Raw genomic sequence first — 17,462 nt, 5'->3', positions numbered from 1 at the left:
TTTAAGATCTCCTTAGAGCATGATCTGCTATTTCGCTTAAAGGAAGGATTTTGTCTACAGCCCCTATTTTTATAGCTTCCATTGGCATACCAAAAACAACAGAGGTTTCTTGATCTTGGGCAATAGTATAAGCGCCATTTTTTTTCATTTCAAGCATACAAACAGCGCCGTCATCTCCCATACCTGTAAGGATAACTCCAATAGCATTAGAGCCTGCATACATTGCAGCAGACCTAAAAAGTACATTCACAGAAGGCTTATGTCTACTAACAAGAGGTCCATCTAATAGGTTTACAAAATAATTTCCGCTACTATATTTTACAATCAAATGATAACTTCCATTAGCAATTATTACAAGACCTGGACGAAGAATGTCTCCATCCTCAGCTTCTTTAATATCAATATTAAATTCATTGTTTAAGTTTTTTGCAAAAGATTTTGTAAATCCTCCCGGCATATGCTGAACAATAATAATTGGGGGAGAATCTTTTTTAAAAGACCTTAAAAAAATTCTTAAAGCCTCTGTACCGCCCGTTGAAGAGCCTACAACAATAATTTTACCAGTTTTGTGCTTATTGATAAGACCTTGATATTTAATAATAACATCCGGATCATTTTTGGGAGCAAAATTAATAACATCAGAAACTCTATAACTTTTTCTTATACTTGAATCATTTAAACTATTTTCCCTCAGCTCTACTTTAGAATTACTAGAAAAATCGGGGGCTTGAATCCTTTTAACTTCAAAAGAAGATATTAATTTATTTTTGCCTAGATTTTTCAACTCAAGCTTTATTAAAGCCAAATACTTGCTGCGAAATAAATCAACTGTAAGCTTAAAATTAAGCTTATTTATTATTAATTTAACCTTTTCCTTGCTTTGCTCAAGACATCCAAAATTTGGAAACATTTCATTTTGCGCAATAAATACAACCGGAAGAGATATGTTATTAAGAACATTGTTTAAAGAATTCCCAAAATTAGATCTTGCTGTATTCTCATCAATAATAACTAAATCTGGAAACTTTTGTAAAAATACATTAATAAGATTTAAAGAATTAAAACCAGCATTTAATATCTCAACATCATTATCTTTGGAAAAAGCTCTAACAAAAACCTGCTTTATAAGACCTTGAATATCAATTACTAATATCTTCATTATTATATTTTAATATTTTTAACCTTTAAAACCAAAAAGCTGTATTTTCTACTTTCTTTATTTTATAAGTTTAGTTATTGCATCTATGTCAATAACCAAAGCCAAACTTCCATCGCCAAGTATAGTAGCTCCAGAAACCCCTTCTACTCGAGAATAAATTTTACCCAAAGCTTTTATGACAGTTTGATGTTGCCCCAAAACTTCGTCAACCACAATGCCCATTTTCCCACTATTTGTATTTACAACAACAACTTGCTCACTTAAACTCTTCTCGCTAGAAATCTGAAAAAACTCCCTAAGCCTAATATAACTAATCATGCTACCCCTATAATTCATTACATTGCTTTTAGTCTCAATTCCATCTATTTGAGAAATTAACTTATTAGATTCTAAACAAGATTCAACATTAGAAAGAGGAACAATAAAATGCTCATCTTTTACTCTAACAAGCCAACCCTCAATAATAGCCAAAGTCAATGGAAAAATTAACTTAGTTCTAGTATATTTACCAAATTCACTTTCAAGCACAACATGCCCCCTTAAAGATTCAACCTGTTTTTTAACAACATCCATGCCAACTCCACGACCTGATATATCAGTAACAGAACTTGCAGTTGAAAATCCAGGCTCAAAAATCAAATTATAAACATCAATCTCTGATAAGGTTTTGGCAACTGAATCAGAAATTATATTACGCTCTATAGCTTTTTTAAGTATTTTATTCTTATCAAGCCCTCTTCCATCATCCTCAATAATAACAATAACAGAATCCCCGGATTGACACGCTGAAAGCTTAATAATACCCTTGGGATCTTTGCCTAAACTTTCTCTCTCTTGAGCCGATTCAATTCCATGATCTATTGAGTTGCGAATTAAATGAACCAAAGGTTCATTTAGCTTTTCAATAATACTTTTGTCAAGAACAGTGTCGCCTCCAGAAGCATGATAAAGAATTGACTTACCAAGGCTAGTAGATAGATCTTTTACTATCCTTTGAAATTTTACAAACAAAATCTCAATAGGAACGGTTCTAAGCCCTGTTGTATAATCCCTAAGCTCATTAATAAGCAAAGAAAATTCTGCTGATATTGAATTTAAAATATTACTATTCCTATTTTCAGCTTCTTTTGAAAGTTTTGATTGTATTGTAACAAGTTCTCCAACAAGATTTACCAAATGATCAAGCTTTTTAGAGTCCACCTTAATACTAGCAATATTAACCTTGCTTCTAGCAGTATCATCTTGAATATTAAATCTATTTTTATCTCCATTGAAAAAGGATTTCCCAACAAATTCCGATTTTTCAAATGAAGAATCAGCCAAGTCTTTACTGTTTCTGTCCAAGCGCAACAAATTAAAATTTTTAGACTCTGCATTATCACCTTCATTTGCCTCTAAACATTTATCCAATTCTTGAATATCAATTTTTGATTGAGAATCTAAAAATGTAAAAATATCTTCAATGCTCTCTCTACTCTCTTCTGTGTCTAATCTTATCTCCCAATCAACATAAACATTATCGGGTGAGATAAGCTCTAAATCAGGAATGTTATCTACTTTAGCCCTAACATAACCACTGCCCAAATTAATCAACTTGCTCAATAAATTTATAGGCTTGTGCCCATGAAACAAAATACCCTTAGCCGGATAAAAAAGAATTTTGTAACTCTTAAATTCAGACTGCAAGGCCTCATCATCAAATTTATTCTCTGAATTTGCTTTAACAGACTCTTCCAAAGCCAAACTGTTATCAGACTTTGAAAAATCATTTTCTAAAGCTTCTTGAAAAGCTCCCTTAACATCATTAGAAACCTCAAGAACCTTTTTAATTTCATTTACCAAAAACTGTTTACGCCTATCAAAGTCGATCTCAGAAATTACTTCATCGCCTTCGATAAGCTCTCTAATAAAATCAACAGACATTAAGGTAGCATCAATAGCAGTCTGATTAAAAGTGGCCTTACCATTTTTTATAACATCAAGAACTGTTTCTATTTCGTGGACAAGCGATGCTGTAAAATTAAAGCCAAACATACCAGAACTTCCCTTTATGGTATGTAAATTTCTAAAAATAGAATTAACAATATCTTGATCTGAGCTTACCTCAAGATTAAGAAGCGCCTGCTCAATATCTGAAATATTTTCTATTGATTCTTCCTTAAAGGAATTCTTAAATTTATCAATAACATCACTACTATCCATAAGCTTTCCTTAAATCTAAAATCCAACTAAATTAAGTCCTAAATCAAAGCTATCAACATCTTCAATATCTACTAAAAACCCGCCATATATTAATGAACTTAAAACCTCATCGGATGGATACTCAATTTTTACAAACAAATTTCTATTCTTAGCATATTTATTAGATGCATACAAAATTTGTATAAAAGTAATATCTATTTTTTCAACATTTGAAAGGTCAATAATAAGAGTATCCCCTTCTTTCATTTTTTTAAAAATATGCAACAAATCTTCTTTTACCTTAAAAATACTATTTATTACAAGCTCTCCTTCAGGCCTATAAATCATGACTAAAAACTCCTATTGCTGCTGATATTCAGGATCATATATTGTTGTATTTCTAAATTTAGAAAGCTCTCTAACGTCAAACAAATTTTCTACATTTAAAATAATAATAAACTTATCATTACTCTTGCCAATTCCTGAAATAAATTTCGAATTAAACCCTGATCCAATCTTAGGAGCATCATCAATACTAAATGGATCTAATTCAAGAACTTCATTGACATAATCTACTAAAATTCCAAGATTAAATTCATCCCCCTCGTAAACCAAATTTAATATAATAATATTTGAAATGTTAACTCCCTTATTCCTCTTTTTATCATCCTCATCAACAACGCGATCGCTCATTCCAAATTGTTTTCGAATATCAATTATTGGAACGATTTTACCCCTATTATTTATTATTCCTGCCATGTAATTGGGAGTTCTTGGGATTTTTGATATCTTAGTATATTCTAAAACCTCAACAACATATTTAATCTCAATAGCATAAAGTTCGTCCAAACTAAATAAAAGATACTGACTTAAAGAATCTTGCACATCTGAATCTGTGCTCATAAACGCCCCTTTGAATGTAATTTAAATCGCAAATAGAATGCTAATATCAAGATTAATATTACCTCATATATTCATAAATACAAATTAGAAGTTAATAAAATTTAATTTACCAAAAAACAATAAAAAATATAATTTTAACAGAATTCTATCTTATAATTTAAGGTAGAAAGTTGTAGGTTAAATTAAATTTCATATAAAAAAGCTTTCATATAAAAAGCTAACAATGCAAAGTAAAAACAAACTAATCAGATTATTAATAATTATTATCACATTATTTTTCAATGTTGAGAATATTTTCACAAACGAAAAATCTAAAAACAATATAACTGGTCAAAACAGTACACCTGATCCAAAAATAGAAAGCTTAAAGGCAAAAACTAAAATAAAATTTGGTTTTATTCTACCTTACCCTACTGCAATAGAATTCAGCATTAATAACTTTGATATTGGGGTAGGAGTAACAATATTGAGTGTCTCGGAATTTTTTCCAAAATCACCAATAGCATTGCTATTTAAAATATATTGTGACTATATATTTTTAAATTTAAAATTTAAAGATTCAAATTTTATCTTTTTCTTGGGATCTGGCCTATTTTTTGAAATAGGCAAAATTACAAGCTCAAATTTAACAAATGTTTCTTCTGGGATTACCTATAAAATCGGGGTGGGTTTGCCCCTGGGAATAATATATGAAGCTTATTATGACATTATTGAAATTATAATAAAAACAACACCATCAATTTTCATTGGCCAAATGCCTAATGGAAATTTAATATTTCCAATAAAAGGTAACTTTTCGATTGGAATAAAAGGCTCTCTTAAGATATAGTTTTCACTTTTTAGATAAAAAAAATTATTGAACTAAAATTCCTTTAAAGACTAGAATGTTATACTTAGGAGATAATAAAGCAATGAGAACAAAAATAATTATTATGACAATTATTATTTTATTAGCCCCAATCTCAGGATTTTCTAATTCAAAAGGATCTGCAAGGGGTAAATTTGGAGCAGGAATTATACTTCCATTACCAATTGCTCTACAGATTAATATAGGAAACTTTGATCTTGACATTGGTCTTTACAGCGGAGTAAATAATTTATTTTCAGACTGGAAAACATTATTTATAGCATTAGACTATATTTTCTACATATACACATTCCCAGGAGCTGCTAATATTTTGGATTTTTCAGTTGGCGCAGGGGGATATGGAACAATATGGTTTTCAAGATTTGGAGGCAGTAAGTCAGGCTCAGGACCAATGAGCATTGGAGCAAGATTGCCTTTGGCCTTAAATATTGCAGTATTTAGGAAGAAATTCGACATATTTTTACGAATAGCACCCGGACTTGGAATGAATGTTTGGAGCAATGGCGTTGGATTTAGATGGGAAGTATTCGCAGGATTGGGACTAAGATTCTGGTTTACTTAATAATAAAATTCTTTTTAAAAAAGAACAATTATTGAAAAATCAAACCGAGCTCCCAAAAACTTAAAAATAAAATTTTAAGAGCAAGGTCTTGTTTTTATTGTTTTAAAATTCAAAAATAAAATATAATAATAAGACAAAATTTGGGAGACAACGGTGAAAAAAATTTTTATATTATTTATCATGATTGCAAACATATCTACAAATGGTTTTGCAAAAGATTCATATTTAAATAGAGGAATTGGCTTTGGAGCAAGTATTGGAAATCCAATTATTAACTTAATAATGTCATTTCCTTTCATTGATTTTGAAATTGGCTATGGTGGTAGTAATGGAATAAATCTATCAGGCCCTAAACTTAAATCAAAATTTTATGATTTTAATTTATTAGCAATAGCAGCACTTGATTTCATTTTTACAATATCTTTGATAAAAAATTTAAATTTAGGAATTGGAATTGGAGGAAATATAAGCATATCGTCTCACACATCTAAATTAATAAATATAGAATTAGGATTTGGAATGAGAATTCCATTGGTTATTTTTTACGACATTACAGAAAATTTAGAAATAGGTATAAAAATAGCACCATCAGTAGAATTCATCTCAAATACAAGGTCTCTTGCTCAACACAGAACCTATTCGGGCATAAAATCAAACTTTGCTGGGGGAATATTTGCTAAGTACTATATCTTTTAATGCCAATTCATTCTAATTTATTAAATTTATTGCCAAGCGCTATGAAAAAATTCACCTCGTTTTGAGTCTAATCTTTCAAAAGAATGGGCACCGAAAAAATCTCTTTGTGCTTGAATTAGATTAGAAGGCAGATAATTAGTGGAATAAGAATCTAAAAACGAAAGGCTGGCATAAAATGCTGGCAAAGGAATCCCAATTTCACTAGCCTTTGAAATTATTCTTCTTAAAGATTTGTGATTATTTTTTAGTAAATCTAAAAAATAATCATCAAAAAGCAAATTAATAAGATGAGGATTTTTATCATAAGCTAATTTAATTTTATCTAAAAAACTGCTACGAATAATACAGCCTTCTCTCCAAACCAAAGAAATTTTACCTAAATTCAAATCCCAACCATAATTCACAGACGCAGTCTTAAGCATCATAAAACCTTGAGCATAAGCTACTATTTTTGAAACTAAAAGAGCATAATAAAGATCTAAAATCCAGTCACTAAGCTCAAACTCAAAAGAAGAAGTATCCATCTTAAGTAAATCGCTAGCAATAATCCTTTCGTGTTTTAACCCCGACATGAATCTTGAAAAAACGGATTCAACAATTAAATTCACAGGCATACCGGATTCAAGAGCATCAATAGATGTCCAAACACCAGTGCCTTTTTGATTTGCAATATCTAAAATCTTATCAACTAAATATTCATTATTTTCTTTATATTTAAGAATCTTAGAAGTTATTTCTAGTAAATATCCTGAAAGATCGCCTTCATTCCATTTTTCAAAAACTTCAGAAATTTTCAAATTATCCAAATTGAAAGCTTTTTTCATGAAAAAATAAACCTCGCTGATAAGCTGCATATCAGCGTATTCCACTCCATTATGTATCATTTTAACATAGTGCCCAGAACCGTTCTCCCCAATATAAGTCGAACAAATATCATTATTTTTGGTTTTAGCTGCAATTTTATTTAACATGGGCTCAAGAATTTCATAGGCTGATTTACTTCCTCCATACATTAGCGCAGGACCAAATCTTGCTCCTCTCTCCCCTCCAGAAATTCCAAGTCCTACAAAATAAATATCCTTAGCAAACAATTCTTTTTCCAATCTCATTGTGCTCTTATAATGAGAATTTCCACCATCAATAATTATGTCTGATTTATTCATAAAGGGTAAAATTTGCTCAATAACCTTTTCTATAGCAGAGCTTGTCACCATTAAGATAATTTTTTTTGGAGTTTTCAAGCTTTTAACAAAAGATTCAATATCTTTAAAACCATTTATCTTTTTATGAGAATTTTGTTTAACAAAAATTTCAGTTTTTTCATTATCTCTATTGTAAACAGAAACATTAAAACCGTTATCAGCAATATTTAGAGCTAAATTACTACCCATAACACCAAGTCCATAAATTCCTACATCCATTGCATTCTCCTTGATTCTAATTTTCTATTTTAAACAAATTGCTTTATTTATTATTTTTAGATTATGTTATATTATAAAAAAAGTAAAGATTAAATTGAAAAGGAAAAGTTGCATGAAAAAACAATTTGATACAGAAGTAAATGATTTGCTTTATTTAATCATCCACTCTCTTTACTCCCATAAAGAAATATTTTTAAGAGAATTGATATCAAATGCGTCTGACGCCATTGATAAACTCAAGTTTCTAAGCTTGACAAACGAAAAATTCAAAAACATTACTCTAGAACCAAAAATAGAAATATCATTTGATGATAAAAGCATCCTAATTAAAGATAATGGAATCGGAATGGATGAACAAGATTTAACTAATCATCTTGGCGTAATTGCAAAATCAGGAACTAAAGAATTTATTAACAATTTAAAACAAGATGAAAAAAAATCTGCAAGCCTAATTGGCCAGTTTGGAGTTGGATTTTACAGTGCATTCATAGTATCAGAAAAAGTAGAAGTTACATCAAAAAAAGCATTAGAAAGCGACGCATATATTTGGTCTAGCGACGGCAAAACAGGATATGAAATAGAAAAAGCAAAAAAAGAAGAGTCAGGTACAGAAATAAAGTTATACCTTAATAAAGAAGGCCTTGAATATGCTAATAAATGGAAAATTCAAGAAATTATCAAAAAATATTCAAATCACATAAATTATCCCATTTATATTAAATACAGCGAACCTATAATGAAGGACGGGAAACAAGAGGGAATAGAAGAAAAAGAAGAAAAATTAAACGAAACTACTGCTCTTTGGACAAAAAATAAAAGCGAAATTAAAGCAGAAGAATACAATGAATTTTATAAAAATACAACCTTTGATTATGAAAATCCATTAATGCATATTCATACAAAAGCCGAAGGAAATTTGGAATATACCAATCTATTTTACGTCCCAAGCAAAGCTCCCTATGATTTATATTACCCAAGCACTAAGCCTGGGGTAAAGCTATTTATAAATAGAATCTTTATTACAGATTCTGAAGGCAGCTTGCTACCAAACTATCTAAGATTTATAAAAGGAATTATAGACTGCCAAGATTTACCACTCAATGTAAGTAGAGAAATTTTACAGCAAAATAAAATTTTGTCTAAAATAAAATCATCTTCTGTAAAAAAAATACTAAGCGAGCTTGAAAAGCTAAGTAAAAAAAATCCTGAAAAATTTTCAGAGTTTTCTAAAGAATTTGGGAGATGCATTAAAGAAGGTGTTTATTCTGACTTTGAAAACAGAGAAAAGCTTATATCATTAATAAGATTTAAATCCTCAAGTGTAGATGGGTTTGTGTCTTTTAAAGAGTATAAAGAAAGAATGAATGAGAGTCAAAAAAGCATTTACTACATAACAGGCGGTAAAGAAAATATATTAAAAGAAAACCCAATAGTAGCTGCTTATAAAGAAAAAGGATTTGAAATTCTAATCATGGACGATGAACTTGATGAAGCTATTTTAAATCTAATTCCAGAATACGAAGGATTAAAACTAAAGGCAATAAATAAAAACGAAACCAGTAATGAATTAAAAGATGAAAATTTCAAAAAAATTGAAGAAGAATTCAAAGATACCCTTACAAAAGTAAAAGAAATCCTCAAGAATCATATAAAAGAAGTCAATCTATCAGCAACATTGATAAAAGAGCCTTCAGCAATAATAATTGATAGCAATGATCCAACTTACCAAATGCAAAAAATCATGCTGTCAATGGGACAAGAAGTAAAAGAAATCAAACCAATACTTGAATTAAACCCTAATAACAAAATAATCCAAAATTTAAAAAATCTAGAGCCTGAAAAATTAGAAAAAATAAGTATTCTTCTTTTTGAAGAAGCTATGTTAACTTCAGGAATGCCTAGCAAAAATCCAGGAAAATTCATAAATATAATAAACGAATTTATAGAAAAAGATTTCTTATAATTAAAAGTAAAAAGAGAGAGCTTAAAGCTCTCTCTTTTTACTTTTTAACTCGCAACACCAAATCTTTGCCCGCTATAACAGGCTTTGTTTGAGATATTTTATGCCTAATTTCTTCTGTCAAAACAGTCGAGGATGATAAAATATATTCAGAATCATTTTCAAACCTTCCAAAAGAATATTCTATACTTGAAACTTCATCAGAATTTGCAATAACAACCGGAGTAATAACGGATTCTGAATGCTCTTTTAAATATTCAAGATCAAGCCTAATAATAACTTCACCTTGTTTAACATTAATACCCTCTTCAGCAACTCTTGTAAAACCCTTACCATTTAAATTAAGAGTATTAATTCCAAAATGGACAAAAATTTCAACGCCCTCTTTAGTTTCAAGGCTAAAGGCATGATTGGTTTTAAAAATTTTACCTATTTTCCCATCACAAGGCGCCAACAACTCATTGCTTGTTGGAAGAATTGCAATTCCATCGCCAACTATTTTTTCAGCAAAAGCTTCATCGGGAACCTTATCAATTGACATAACTTTTCCACTAATCGGAGCAATCAAATCCAATGTAGCGGTTTTTTTAAAAAAATCTAAAAACCCCATAACTAATCTCCTATAAATTTATCAAAATAACTTAAAGTTTCTTGCTCGGAATCACTATTTAAAACCTTATTTGCCAATTCTTCTAATTCCATTATTGTATACTTTTTAAGCAAATATTTAATTCTAAGTGTAGCACTAGGAATCATGCTTAAAGACCTAAACCCAAGGCCTACAAGAAGCAACGCTCCAGCATCATCTCCTCCAAGCTCACCACAAACAGACACATCAATTCCAGAACTAACCCCATCATCAAGAACCTTTTTGATTAATTTCAACACAGCAGGATTATACTTGTCATATAAATTTGATATTTTTTGATTACCACGATCAACAGCTAAAACATATTGGGTTAAATCGTTAGTCCCTATGCTAAAAAATTTCAATTTATTGGCAAGCTTAGAGGAAATTAAAGCTGCAGAAGGAACTTCTATCATGCAACCCACTTCCAAATTTTCATCAAAAGGCAAGCCTCTAGACTTTAAGTTGATTTTTGCATTATTCACAAAATATTCTATCGTTTCGATCTCTTCATATATGGTAAGCATAGGAACCATTACTCTTATCTTCCCATAATGACTGGCTCTAAAAATAGCATTAAACTGCGCCTGGATCAATTCCTCATATTCCTTATACATCCTAAGTGCCCGAAAGCCCAAAAAGGGATTTTCCTCTTTCTTAAAATTAAGATAGGGAATTTCTTTATCACCACCAACATCAAGAGTACGAATCGTAACAACCCCTTTCTTTTCCATTGTCTCTATAACTCTCTTATAAGTTTCAAACTGCTCATCTTCTGTTGGAGGTTGTAAAGATCTCATATATAAGAACTCTGTTCTAAAAAGACCTATTCCCTCAACACCATATTTATTAACATAGGCAATATCAATAGGTGTTCCAATATTTGCCTTTAAAAACACCTTTGTGCCATCTTTTGTTTCAGCATCTTTGTCTTTTAAAGAAAAAAGCTCTTTTTCCAACTCCACTTGCCGCAAAATCTTACCTTCATAAAGATTAATCTCATCAGAAGAAGGATTTTTAATAACAATAGAGGACATTGCATCAATTACTATTCTATCACCATCCTTTAACGCATCAATATCTGACAAAGTCATAACAAGCGCTGGAAGACCCATTGTTCTTGCTAAAATAGCAGCATGAGAAGTTTCCCCTCCAACAGCAGTTAAAAACCCTTTAACATAATTTAAGTCAAATTGCATGGTATCAGATGGGGTTAATTCCTCGGTAACAAGAATAATATCTTTATTAATCTCAGAAAAATCGGATACTTGGCCTAAAATGATAGAAATTAATCTATTTCTAATGTCCTTATAATCAGACGCTCTTTCTTTTAAATAAGGATCTTTATAATCTTCTACACTTTTAACCAAATTTTCAAACGCTAAATAAATAGAATAAGCAGCGCTATAATTTTCCTTTACAATAAGCTCAATAACAAGCTCAGAAAGCTCATCGTCTTCAACGATCAACACCTGACCTTCAAAAATGCCTTTTTTATCATCTCCAAATTGAAGCATAGCTTTTCTCTCAAGATCCCTAAGCGCTTCAATTGCTTTTGACTTCGCTTTATTGAATTTTGATATCTCGCTATCAACCTGAGAAAAGTCTATTTTTTCTCTACTTATAATTTTATCAAAATTTTTTCTAATACAAAGAACTTCCCCAATGCCTATCCCTTTGGATATTCTTTTGCCCGATAAAGTCATAACTTAAATCCTTCTAAAATTCATTCCTTAAAAGATTCGATAAGCTCTGCAAGCTCTGAAGCAGCAATCTCTTCATCCTCACCCTCAGCACATATCAAAAGCTTTTTACCTGATGATAATTCCAAAGTTTGAAGCCTGAACAAACTTTTTCCGCTAACAGACTTTCCATCAGATTCTATTGTTATCTCGCTAGAATACTCTTTAGCCTTTTTTACAAAAGTTGATGCAGGCCTAACATGCAAACCGTTTACAGCCTTAATAATTGCTTCTTTTTTTACCATAAGTACAGAAACCCCTCATTATGAATATTGTTTTTTTGATTAACTTTTTACATTATAATACATAAAAATAAATTATATATTCCCTTTATATAAGAAATATAGCATAATAAAGATAGTAATTAAACTTATTCTAACAATTAAAACTCATTAATATGTCTAAATAAAAATTCTTTATTAGCTTTAAATTTCTCTCTCCTATGTTGAAATTTTTAGAATCTCTTATATGTTTATCCAACATTTTAAGAGAATTTTCTATCTCAGAAAATGAAAGCGGTAAAGATTTGTTTAAAAGTAAAATCTGGAAATCCTTTATGACTATCACCTTGTCATCATAAAATATCTTTAACAAAAAATCATTTATAATGTCTCTTTTTATGTTTAAAAGAATACATATAAAAATAATGTCTGCTTCTTCTAAAATGTCAAAAGATAAAGTATTGAAAAATATTTTATGATAAAAGCTTCTGTTCCATAAATTCATCATTGGAAATTTAAATTTAGTAATAAGAACAGTATTTCGATTTGCAATATACTCAGCTCTATTTAAATTATAAGCACTAAAAACATAAGTTTTTTTGGTTAAAACATTTTTAAACTCAATTTGAGCATCAAGGCTTATCAACAAAGGATAAATATCAAAAACGGTGTTTTTATAATAAAACCCATTTGCAAGGTTAATACTATTTAAATATATTTTATCATTAAATTTTGAAATAAATTCATAAAACAAACTTGGAATATTTTTCTTACCAATCCGAAGTATCTCGTTATAAGTAACACAAGGCCCCATCTCAAGAAAATTACCCCTTAAAGATACCTTATTAAATTTTTCAAAATTACCAACAATAAAAAAATTATCAATGGGTGTTTCTCTATTAAACAAATCAGAATTTTTTTTAAAATCTAGCTCATTATAAATGATATAATTATTTAAATTTTTGTTAAATAAATTAGATAATATATTAAAACTTTCAGGGTAATAAACCTTAACATTAGCCATTTTTTCTATACAATTCTTCAGCTTTCAAATAAAGAGATAAAAAAGTATTAACATCCATACAATTACATTTTAATGACTTTCTATAGCCTAAAATATCTGATTTGCTTACAATCTCGTTTTCCAAAAAGTAATAAAACAGCAAAACATTAGATTCAAAACAATTGCTACAAAAATTAAAATCGTCTTCTAATAAAATTTTTTGCATGTGCTTATAAAAACTTTTTTTCTTGAGTCCTTCAAGGGTAACTACATTCCGACCATTTAAAATAAAAGCGGGAATTAAATCAGAATAAACAAGTTTGAAATCCAATAAAATTAAAAAAAATCTGTTATTAACAATGTACTCCAAACTATTGCTCTTAGCAAAAAAAATAGAATCCAAAAGATTTCTGGTCCCTAAAGAAAGACTAATCTTTTTTGAAATACTCTCTCCATTTAAGTTGAAATTAATTAATGTCAATTTTTATACTCCAACTATTTAAAATTTCTTCAAAATCAAGAGGCGTTCTGCTTGCATTAAAATCAAATACCTGAATCAAAGCAGTTCGAATTGCAGAAACAGAAACAATAAAAACACTTCTAAAAGAAAAAATAAACTCGCCATCTTCAATAAATTCTAAGCTTAAACAATCTTTAATATCGCAACTTACATTAGCACGACAAAATACATAATCAACCGCTAATCCAAATATTGTGCGAATTCTCTTGTTATTTAACTTAAGCTTGATAAATTTGCCTTGCTCTACAAAAAAGCTTACATTGCTAAAAACAGCGCTAAGAGAATAAAATTCAAATTTAAGCTCAACAGAACACCCAAGCACACAATCATCAACATCGCTAATAGCTATTTTTTCCTTAAAAACTACAGGATATTCATTTATAAAATCTGAATCTATCAAAGAAGAAAAATTGTCCTTAATGATTAAAATTGCTTTTTCAATTAAATAAGGATCTTTAAAAAGAAGATTATAAAAATTAGCAAAATCTAATAAGCTCTCGCCTATCAAAAAATTTACACTGCTATAGGGCAAGCCCAGTGTTTTAGCCAAACTATTTTTCAAATAATTGCTTAAATTGTTGTCAATAATGCTGTAGGGCAAAAAAACATTTAATCCATCCTTGTATAAGAAAGCAACAACACATTGCTCTTCGCTTAAAAAATAAGCGTTTGAATTCAAATAAGCAAAGCCAACTCCCCTTCGACTAGTATCAAAAATATCATAATCCTTATTAACACTTAAAACGGCAGATTTCTTTATTAAAGAATTTTTTAAATCTAGTTTTTTAAAAATTTTTAAAAAACTAGCATAATCACCTTTAATCTGTGTAAGTAAATAACCTATTGGCTCACAAGACATCGACAAAGCAAGATTATAAAAATTGGAATAAATAAAATTATAAACAGAGGTCTCAAATGCCAAAAGATTGTCATAAAAAAAGATAAAATCACTTTTATTCTCAACAAAAAAAATTTCTAAAAACCCATCAAAAAACAAATTTTTGAAAATATTATTAATAAATTTAAAATAAAACTTATATAAAAAATTTAAAGGTCTATTTATTATAATTTCTAAAATAATTTTTGAAAGCTTATTATCTGCCACCAAACAATTAGAAACTGAAAAAGTTAAATTTAAATTATCTAAAATTCCAAAATGTCTTTTGTAGTAAACAATATTAACCCTTTTATTAATCTTTTTTGAAATTACAATGCCTTGTAAAATTGCATTAAAAGAAATAGGAAAAATAGAGCTAGACCAGTAATTATCAAGAGAATTGATTTTTATTTTGTCTTTACTTACACCAAAATTTTCACTAATAAAAAATTTTAAAAAAGAGATATTGTCTACATTAGCATCAATAATTAAATTTTCAGAATCAAAAAATATTTTAACTAAAATAAAATCATCTGAAAAACTATTGTAATCACTAAATTCATAACAAGCATTCAAAACATTGCAAGTTCCAGACTCTTTCTTTGTAAATCCAGAAGAATAACTACTGCTAGCATCACCAACTCTTAGATTAAAAAGAACACTTTTTTCTGCTTTTAGCAAATAATCCAAATTGTCTGAATACAAAACCAAAGGAATTTGACCTTCAAAGCTTATTTTATTATCAAAAAGCTTCAAGTTAAATTCATTAGAATCAACAAAATCTCTAAACTTTAAAGTTATATTATCTTTATAACTGATGCTAAAAATTGAATTTACATGTTCATCTACAAAACTAAAATCTTCAATAAAAGAATCTTTAACATTGCAGCAAACTGGCAAAGCCCAAAATTCATGCGCATCCACATTTGTCAAACTCAAAAACTCCACCAAACAAAAAAATTAAATTAGTAAAAACCTAACATTGCATAAATAAAAAGGATTAAAAAATAAAACCTCAAAAACATACAACCTTACCCAATATATGCAACAATCTTAAAATAAATTAATAAAAAATTCACTTAAAACTAATTTGAAATTAGCACTATTTGTCAATAAAAATAGCCCCCGGAGATTTTTATCTCTTTTGATAAATGGACAAACTATGTTAACATTATAAATTATAGATGTTTTCTAAATAAAAACAAGGACCTTATGAATAAAACAAAAAATCTAAGCTTTACGTATTTTATAATACTTTCATGTATATCATTATTTGGGGCTAATAATAATACAATAAGCTACTCTAGCATTGAAATTCCTCTAGAAGACTTAAGTGAAGAATTTAAAAGTTCTGGGAATAAAAGCGATCAAATAAATACCTCAAAACATTTAAACAAAAACATAGTTTCTTATGAAGACCCCAAAAAAGGTAAAGATCTAAAATTGCCAGAAAATATAAGAGACAAAAAACCACCAAAAAAAAGAATGGACGAAAATGATCTAAAATCTGTAATTGAAAATTATGAAAATAAAATTAAAAACATAGAAAAGCTTTTAAAAACCAAAAATCAAAAAACATCGGAAAATGAAAATAAAAAAATAGAATCAATCGAAAAAAAAGCAAAAAAATATGAAATTTTAACCAATAAATTAAAAAACGAAATAGTAGAAATAAAAAAGCTCCTTAACAAAAAAACCAAGCCCAAAGAAGATGAAAATTATGAAAAAATAAATATTGAAAACATTGAAGAAGAAACTGATGATGGTTTTGAAGACAATTATGAATATAATGATGAAATTGAAGAAGCAAATGAGGACAATTACCCTTCTGATGAAGGAATAATAAACAATCTAAAAGAAAGTCTTAATGAAAACGAAAAATATTATGCCATTAATGAAAAAAAAATCGATGAACTTGAAGACAGAATCAACGAGAATGAAAACACTATTTTAGACTTGCAAAGAGAATTAAGAAATTTTAAAAAAAAAGATAGCTCAGATAAAAACTTAGAAGAAATTGAGGAAAATTTATCTTCAATAGGAAGAATAATCAATGATCTAAAAAGAAAAATAAGCGCAAATGAAGCAATAAACAAAGAAAATCAAAAAAAAATAAGAACCGATAAACACAAACTCAAAGAATTAGAAGATAAAATAAAGGAAAATGAAGAAACTATTTTAAAACTTCAAAAAGAATTAAACAATTTTAAAAAAAAAGAAATTTATCAAAAACCCTTAAATGAAGAAACTTTCACTCCAAGCATTACAAGTAAAAATGACGACTTAGAAGAAAATAAGAAATTAGAAAAGGAATATTTAAAGCCCATGGAAAAAAAAGAAAGCCGAGATCTAGAAGAAAATACTAAAAGCACCCCAAAAACAACTATGATAAAAACAGCAGATTTTCAAATCTACCCTGACATATATCTTAATAATTATAAATTTAAAGAAAAGGGGGATCAATTTGCATTTAAAAAAGAAAACACATACTATATTGAAATAGATCCCACTAACAATTTAAATGAGGCTTTAAAAAATCATGAAATAATCTCAAAATATAAATTTGAAAAATATTTCATTAACCCTATTCTAAAAAATAAAGAAGAATTTTTTAGAAACTTAATAGAAGTCAAAAATATCCACGAACTAGGAATTATGTATAAAAATCTAAAGCCTGAATTTAAGCAAATAAAAATAATTAAATAAAAATAAACACTTTTA

Annotated in this window: 16 protein-coding genes; 5 read left to right on the top strand and 11 right to left on the bottom strand. The window is 28.6% G+C overall.

Annotation, left to right across the window (positions count from 1 at the left end; all coding sequences use genetic code 11):
* Position 1: 1 nt before the first annotated feature.
* Genes BSV1_RS04030 through BSV1_RS04015 form a run of 4 tightly spaced genes read right to left on the bottom strand, consistent with a single transcriptional unit; the run spans position 2 to position 4,243 of the window.
* Positions 2–1,159, bottom strand: coding sequence for a CheB methylesterase domain-containing protein (locus tag BSV1_RS04030; protein ID WP_008882844.1), 1,158 nt, complete (start codon positions 1,157–1,159; stop codon positions 2–4).
* 57 nt (positions 1,160–1,216) lie between these two features.
* On the bottom strand, positions 1,217–3,361 hold the full coding sequence (locus BSV1_RS04025; protein WP_008882719.1) for a chemotaxis protein CheA: 2,145 nt from the start codon (positions 3,359–3,361) through the stop codon (positions 1,217–1,219).
* A 15-nt stretch (positions 3,362–3,376) separates the two neighbouring features.
* Complete coding sequence (locus BSV1_RS04020) at positions 3,377–3,688, bottom strand: STAS domain-containing protein (protein ID WP_002557154.1); 312 nt, start codon at positions 3,686–3,688, stop codon at positions 3,377–3,379.
* Positions 3,689–3,700: 12 nt separating this feature from the next.
* A complete protein-coding gene (locus BSV1_RS04015; protein WP_008882608.1) occupies positions 3,701–4,243 on the bottom strand; it encodes a chemotaxis protein CheW in 543 nt (180 codons plus the stop codon).
* Between the two features lie 223 nt (positions 4,244–4,466).
* Between BSV1_RS04015 and BSV1_RS04010 the strand changes: the two genes are divergently transcribed.
* The 3 genes from BSV1_RS04010 (at position 4,467) to BSV1_RS04000 (ending at position 6,369) form a co-directional block, all read left to right on the top strand.
* A complete protein-coding gene (locus BSV1_RS04010) occupies positions 4,467–5,072 on the top strand; it encodes a DUF3996 domain-containing protein (RefSeq protein WP_008882533.1) in 606 nt (201 codons plus the stop codon).
* 82 nt (positions 5,073–5,154) lie between these two features.
* Entirely contained in the window at positions 5,155–5,673 is a 519-nt protein-coding gene (locus BSV1_RS04005; RefSeq protein ID WP_008882541.1) for a DUF3996 domain-containing protein, read from the top strand.
* Positions 5,674–5,826: 153 nt separating this feature from the next.
* Complete coding sequence (locus BSV1_RS04000; protein WP_008882482.1) at positions 5,827–6,369, top strand: DUF3996 domain-containing protein; 543 nt, start codon at positions 5,827–5,829, stop codon at positions 6,367–6,369.
* 26 nt (positions 6,370–6,395) lie between these two features.
* Here the strand turns inward: BSV1_RS04000 and gnd are convergent, their stop codons facing one another.
* Positions 6,396–7,790 (bottom strand): decarboxylating NADP(+)-dependent phosphogluconate dehydrogenase, encoded by a 1,395-nt coding sequence (gnd, locus tag BSV1_RS03995; protein ID WP_002557149.1) that lies wholly within the window; start codon positions 7,788–7,790, stop codon positions 6,396–6,398.
* Positions 7,791–7,902: 112 nt separating this feature from the next.
* Between gnd and htpG the strand changes: the two genes are divergently transcribed.
* Positions 7,903–9,753, top strand: a complete 1,851-nt coding sequence (gene htpG / locus BSV1_RS03990) for a molecular chaperone HtpG (RefSeq protein WP_008882376.1) — start codon at positions 7,903–7,905, stop codon at positions 9,751–9,753.
* A 37-nt stretch (positions 9,754–9,790) separates the two neighbouring features.
* Here the strand turns inward: htpG and crr are convergent, their stop codons facing one another.
* From crr to BSV1_RS03960, 6 genes are all read right to left on the bottom strand, one after another.
* The gene (crr, locus tag BSV1_RS03985; RefSeq protein ID WP_008882648.1) at positions 9,791–10,360 is read right to left on the bottom strand and encodes a PTS glucose transporter subunit IIA; all 570 of its coding nucleotides are present in this window, start codon (positions 10,358–10,360) and stop codon (positions 9,791–9,793) included.
* Positions 10,361–10,362: 2 nt separating this feature from the next.
* The gene (gene ptsP, locus BSV1_RS03980) at positions 10,363–12,084 is read right to left on the bottom strand and encodes a phosphoenolpyruvate--protein phosphotransferase (protein ID WP_008882415.1); all 1,722 of its coding nucleotides are present in this window, start codon (positions 12,082–12,084) and stop codon (positions 10,363–10,365) included.
* A gap of 20 nt (positions 12,085–12,104) precedes the next feature.
* Entirely contained in the window at positions 12,105–12,365 is a 261-nt protein-coding gene (locus tag BSV1_RS03975) for an HPr family phosphocarrier protein (RefSeq protein WP_002557145.1), read from the bottom strand.
* A 130-nt stretch (positions 12,366–12,495) separates the two neighbouring features.
* Entirely contained in the window at positions 12,496–13,365 is an 870-nt protein-coding gene (locus BSV1_RS03970) for an FAD binding domain-containing protein (protein ID WP_008882735.1), read from the bottom strand.
* Positions 13,358–13,825 (bottom strand): hypothetical protein, encoded by a 468-nt coding sequence (locus tag BSV1_RS03965; protein ID WP_008882580.1) that lies wholly within the window; start codon positions 13,823–13,825, stop codon positions 13,358–13,360. The genes BSV1_RS03970 and BSV1_RS03965 overlap by 8 nt, the downstream gene beginning before the upstream one ends.
* Entirely contained in the window at positions 13,812–15,674 is a 1,863-nt protein-coding gene (locus BSV1_RS03960; protein WP_008882689.1) for a hypothetical protein, read from the bottom strand. The genes BSV1_RS03965 and BSV1_RS03960 overlap by 14 nt, the downstream gene beginning before the upstream one ends.
* A gap of 279 nt (positions 15,675–15,953) precedes the next feature.
* On the opposite strand from BSV1_RS03960, the gene BSV1_RS03955 reads away from it, so the two are divergent.
* Entirely contained in the window at positions 15,954–17,447 is a 1,494-nt protein-coding gene (locus BSV1_RS03955; RefSeq protein WP_008882799.1) for a coiled-coil domain-containing protein, read from the top strand.
* Positions 17,448–17,462: the final 15 nt, after the last annotated feature.

The sequence above is a fragment of the [Borrelia] finlandensis genome (genome assembly GCF_000181875.2).
In the GTDB taxonomy this organism is placed as follows: Bacteria; Spirochaetota; Spirochaetia; order Borreliales; family Borreliaceae; genus Borreliella; species Borreliella finlandensis.
This window is presented reverse-complemented; position numbering and strand designations above follow the sequence as displayed.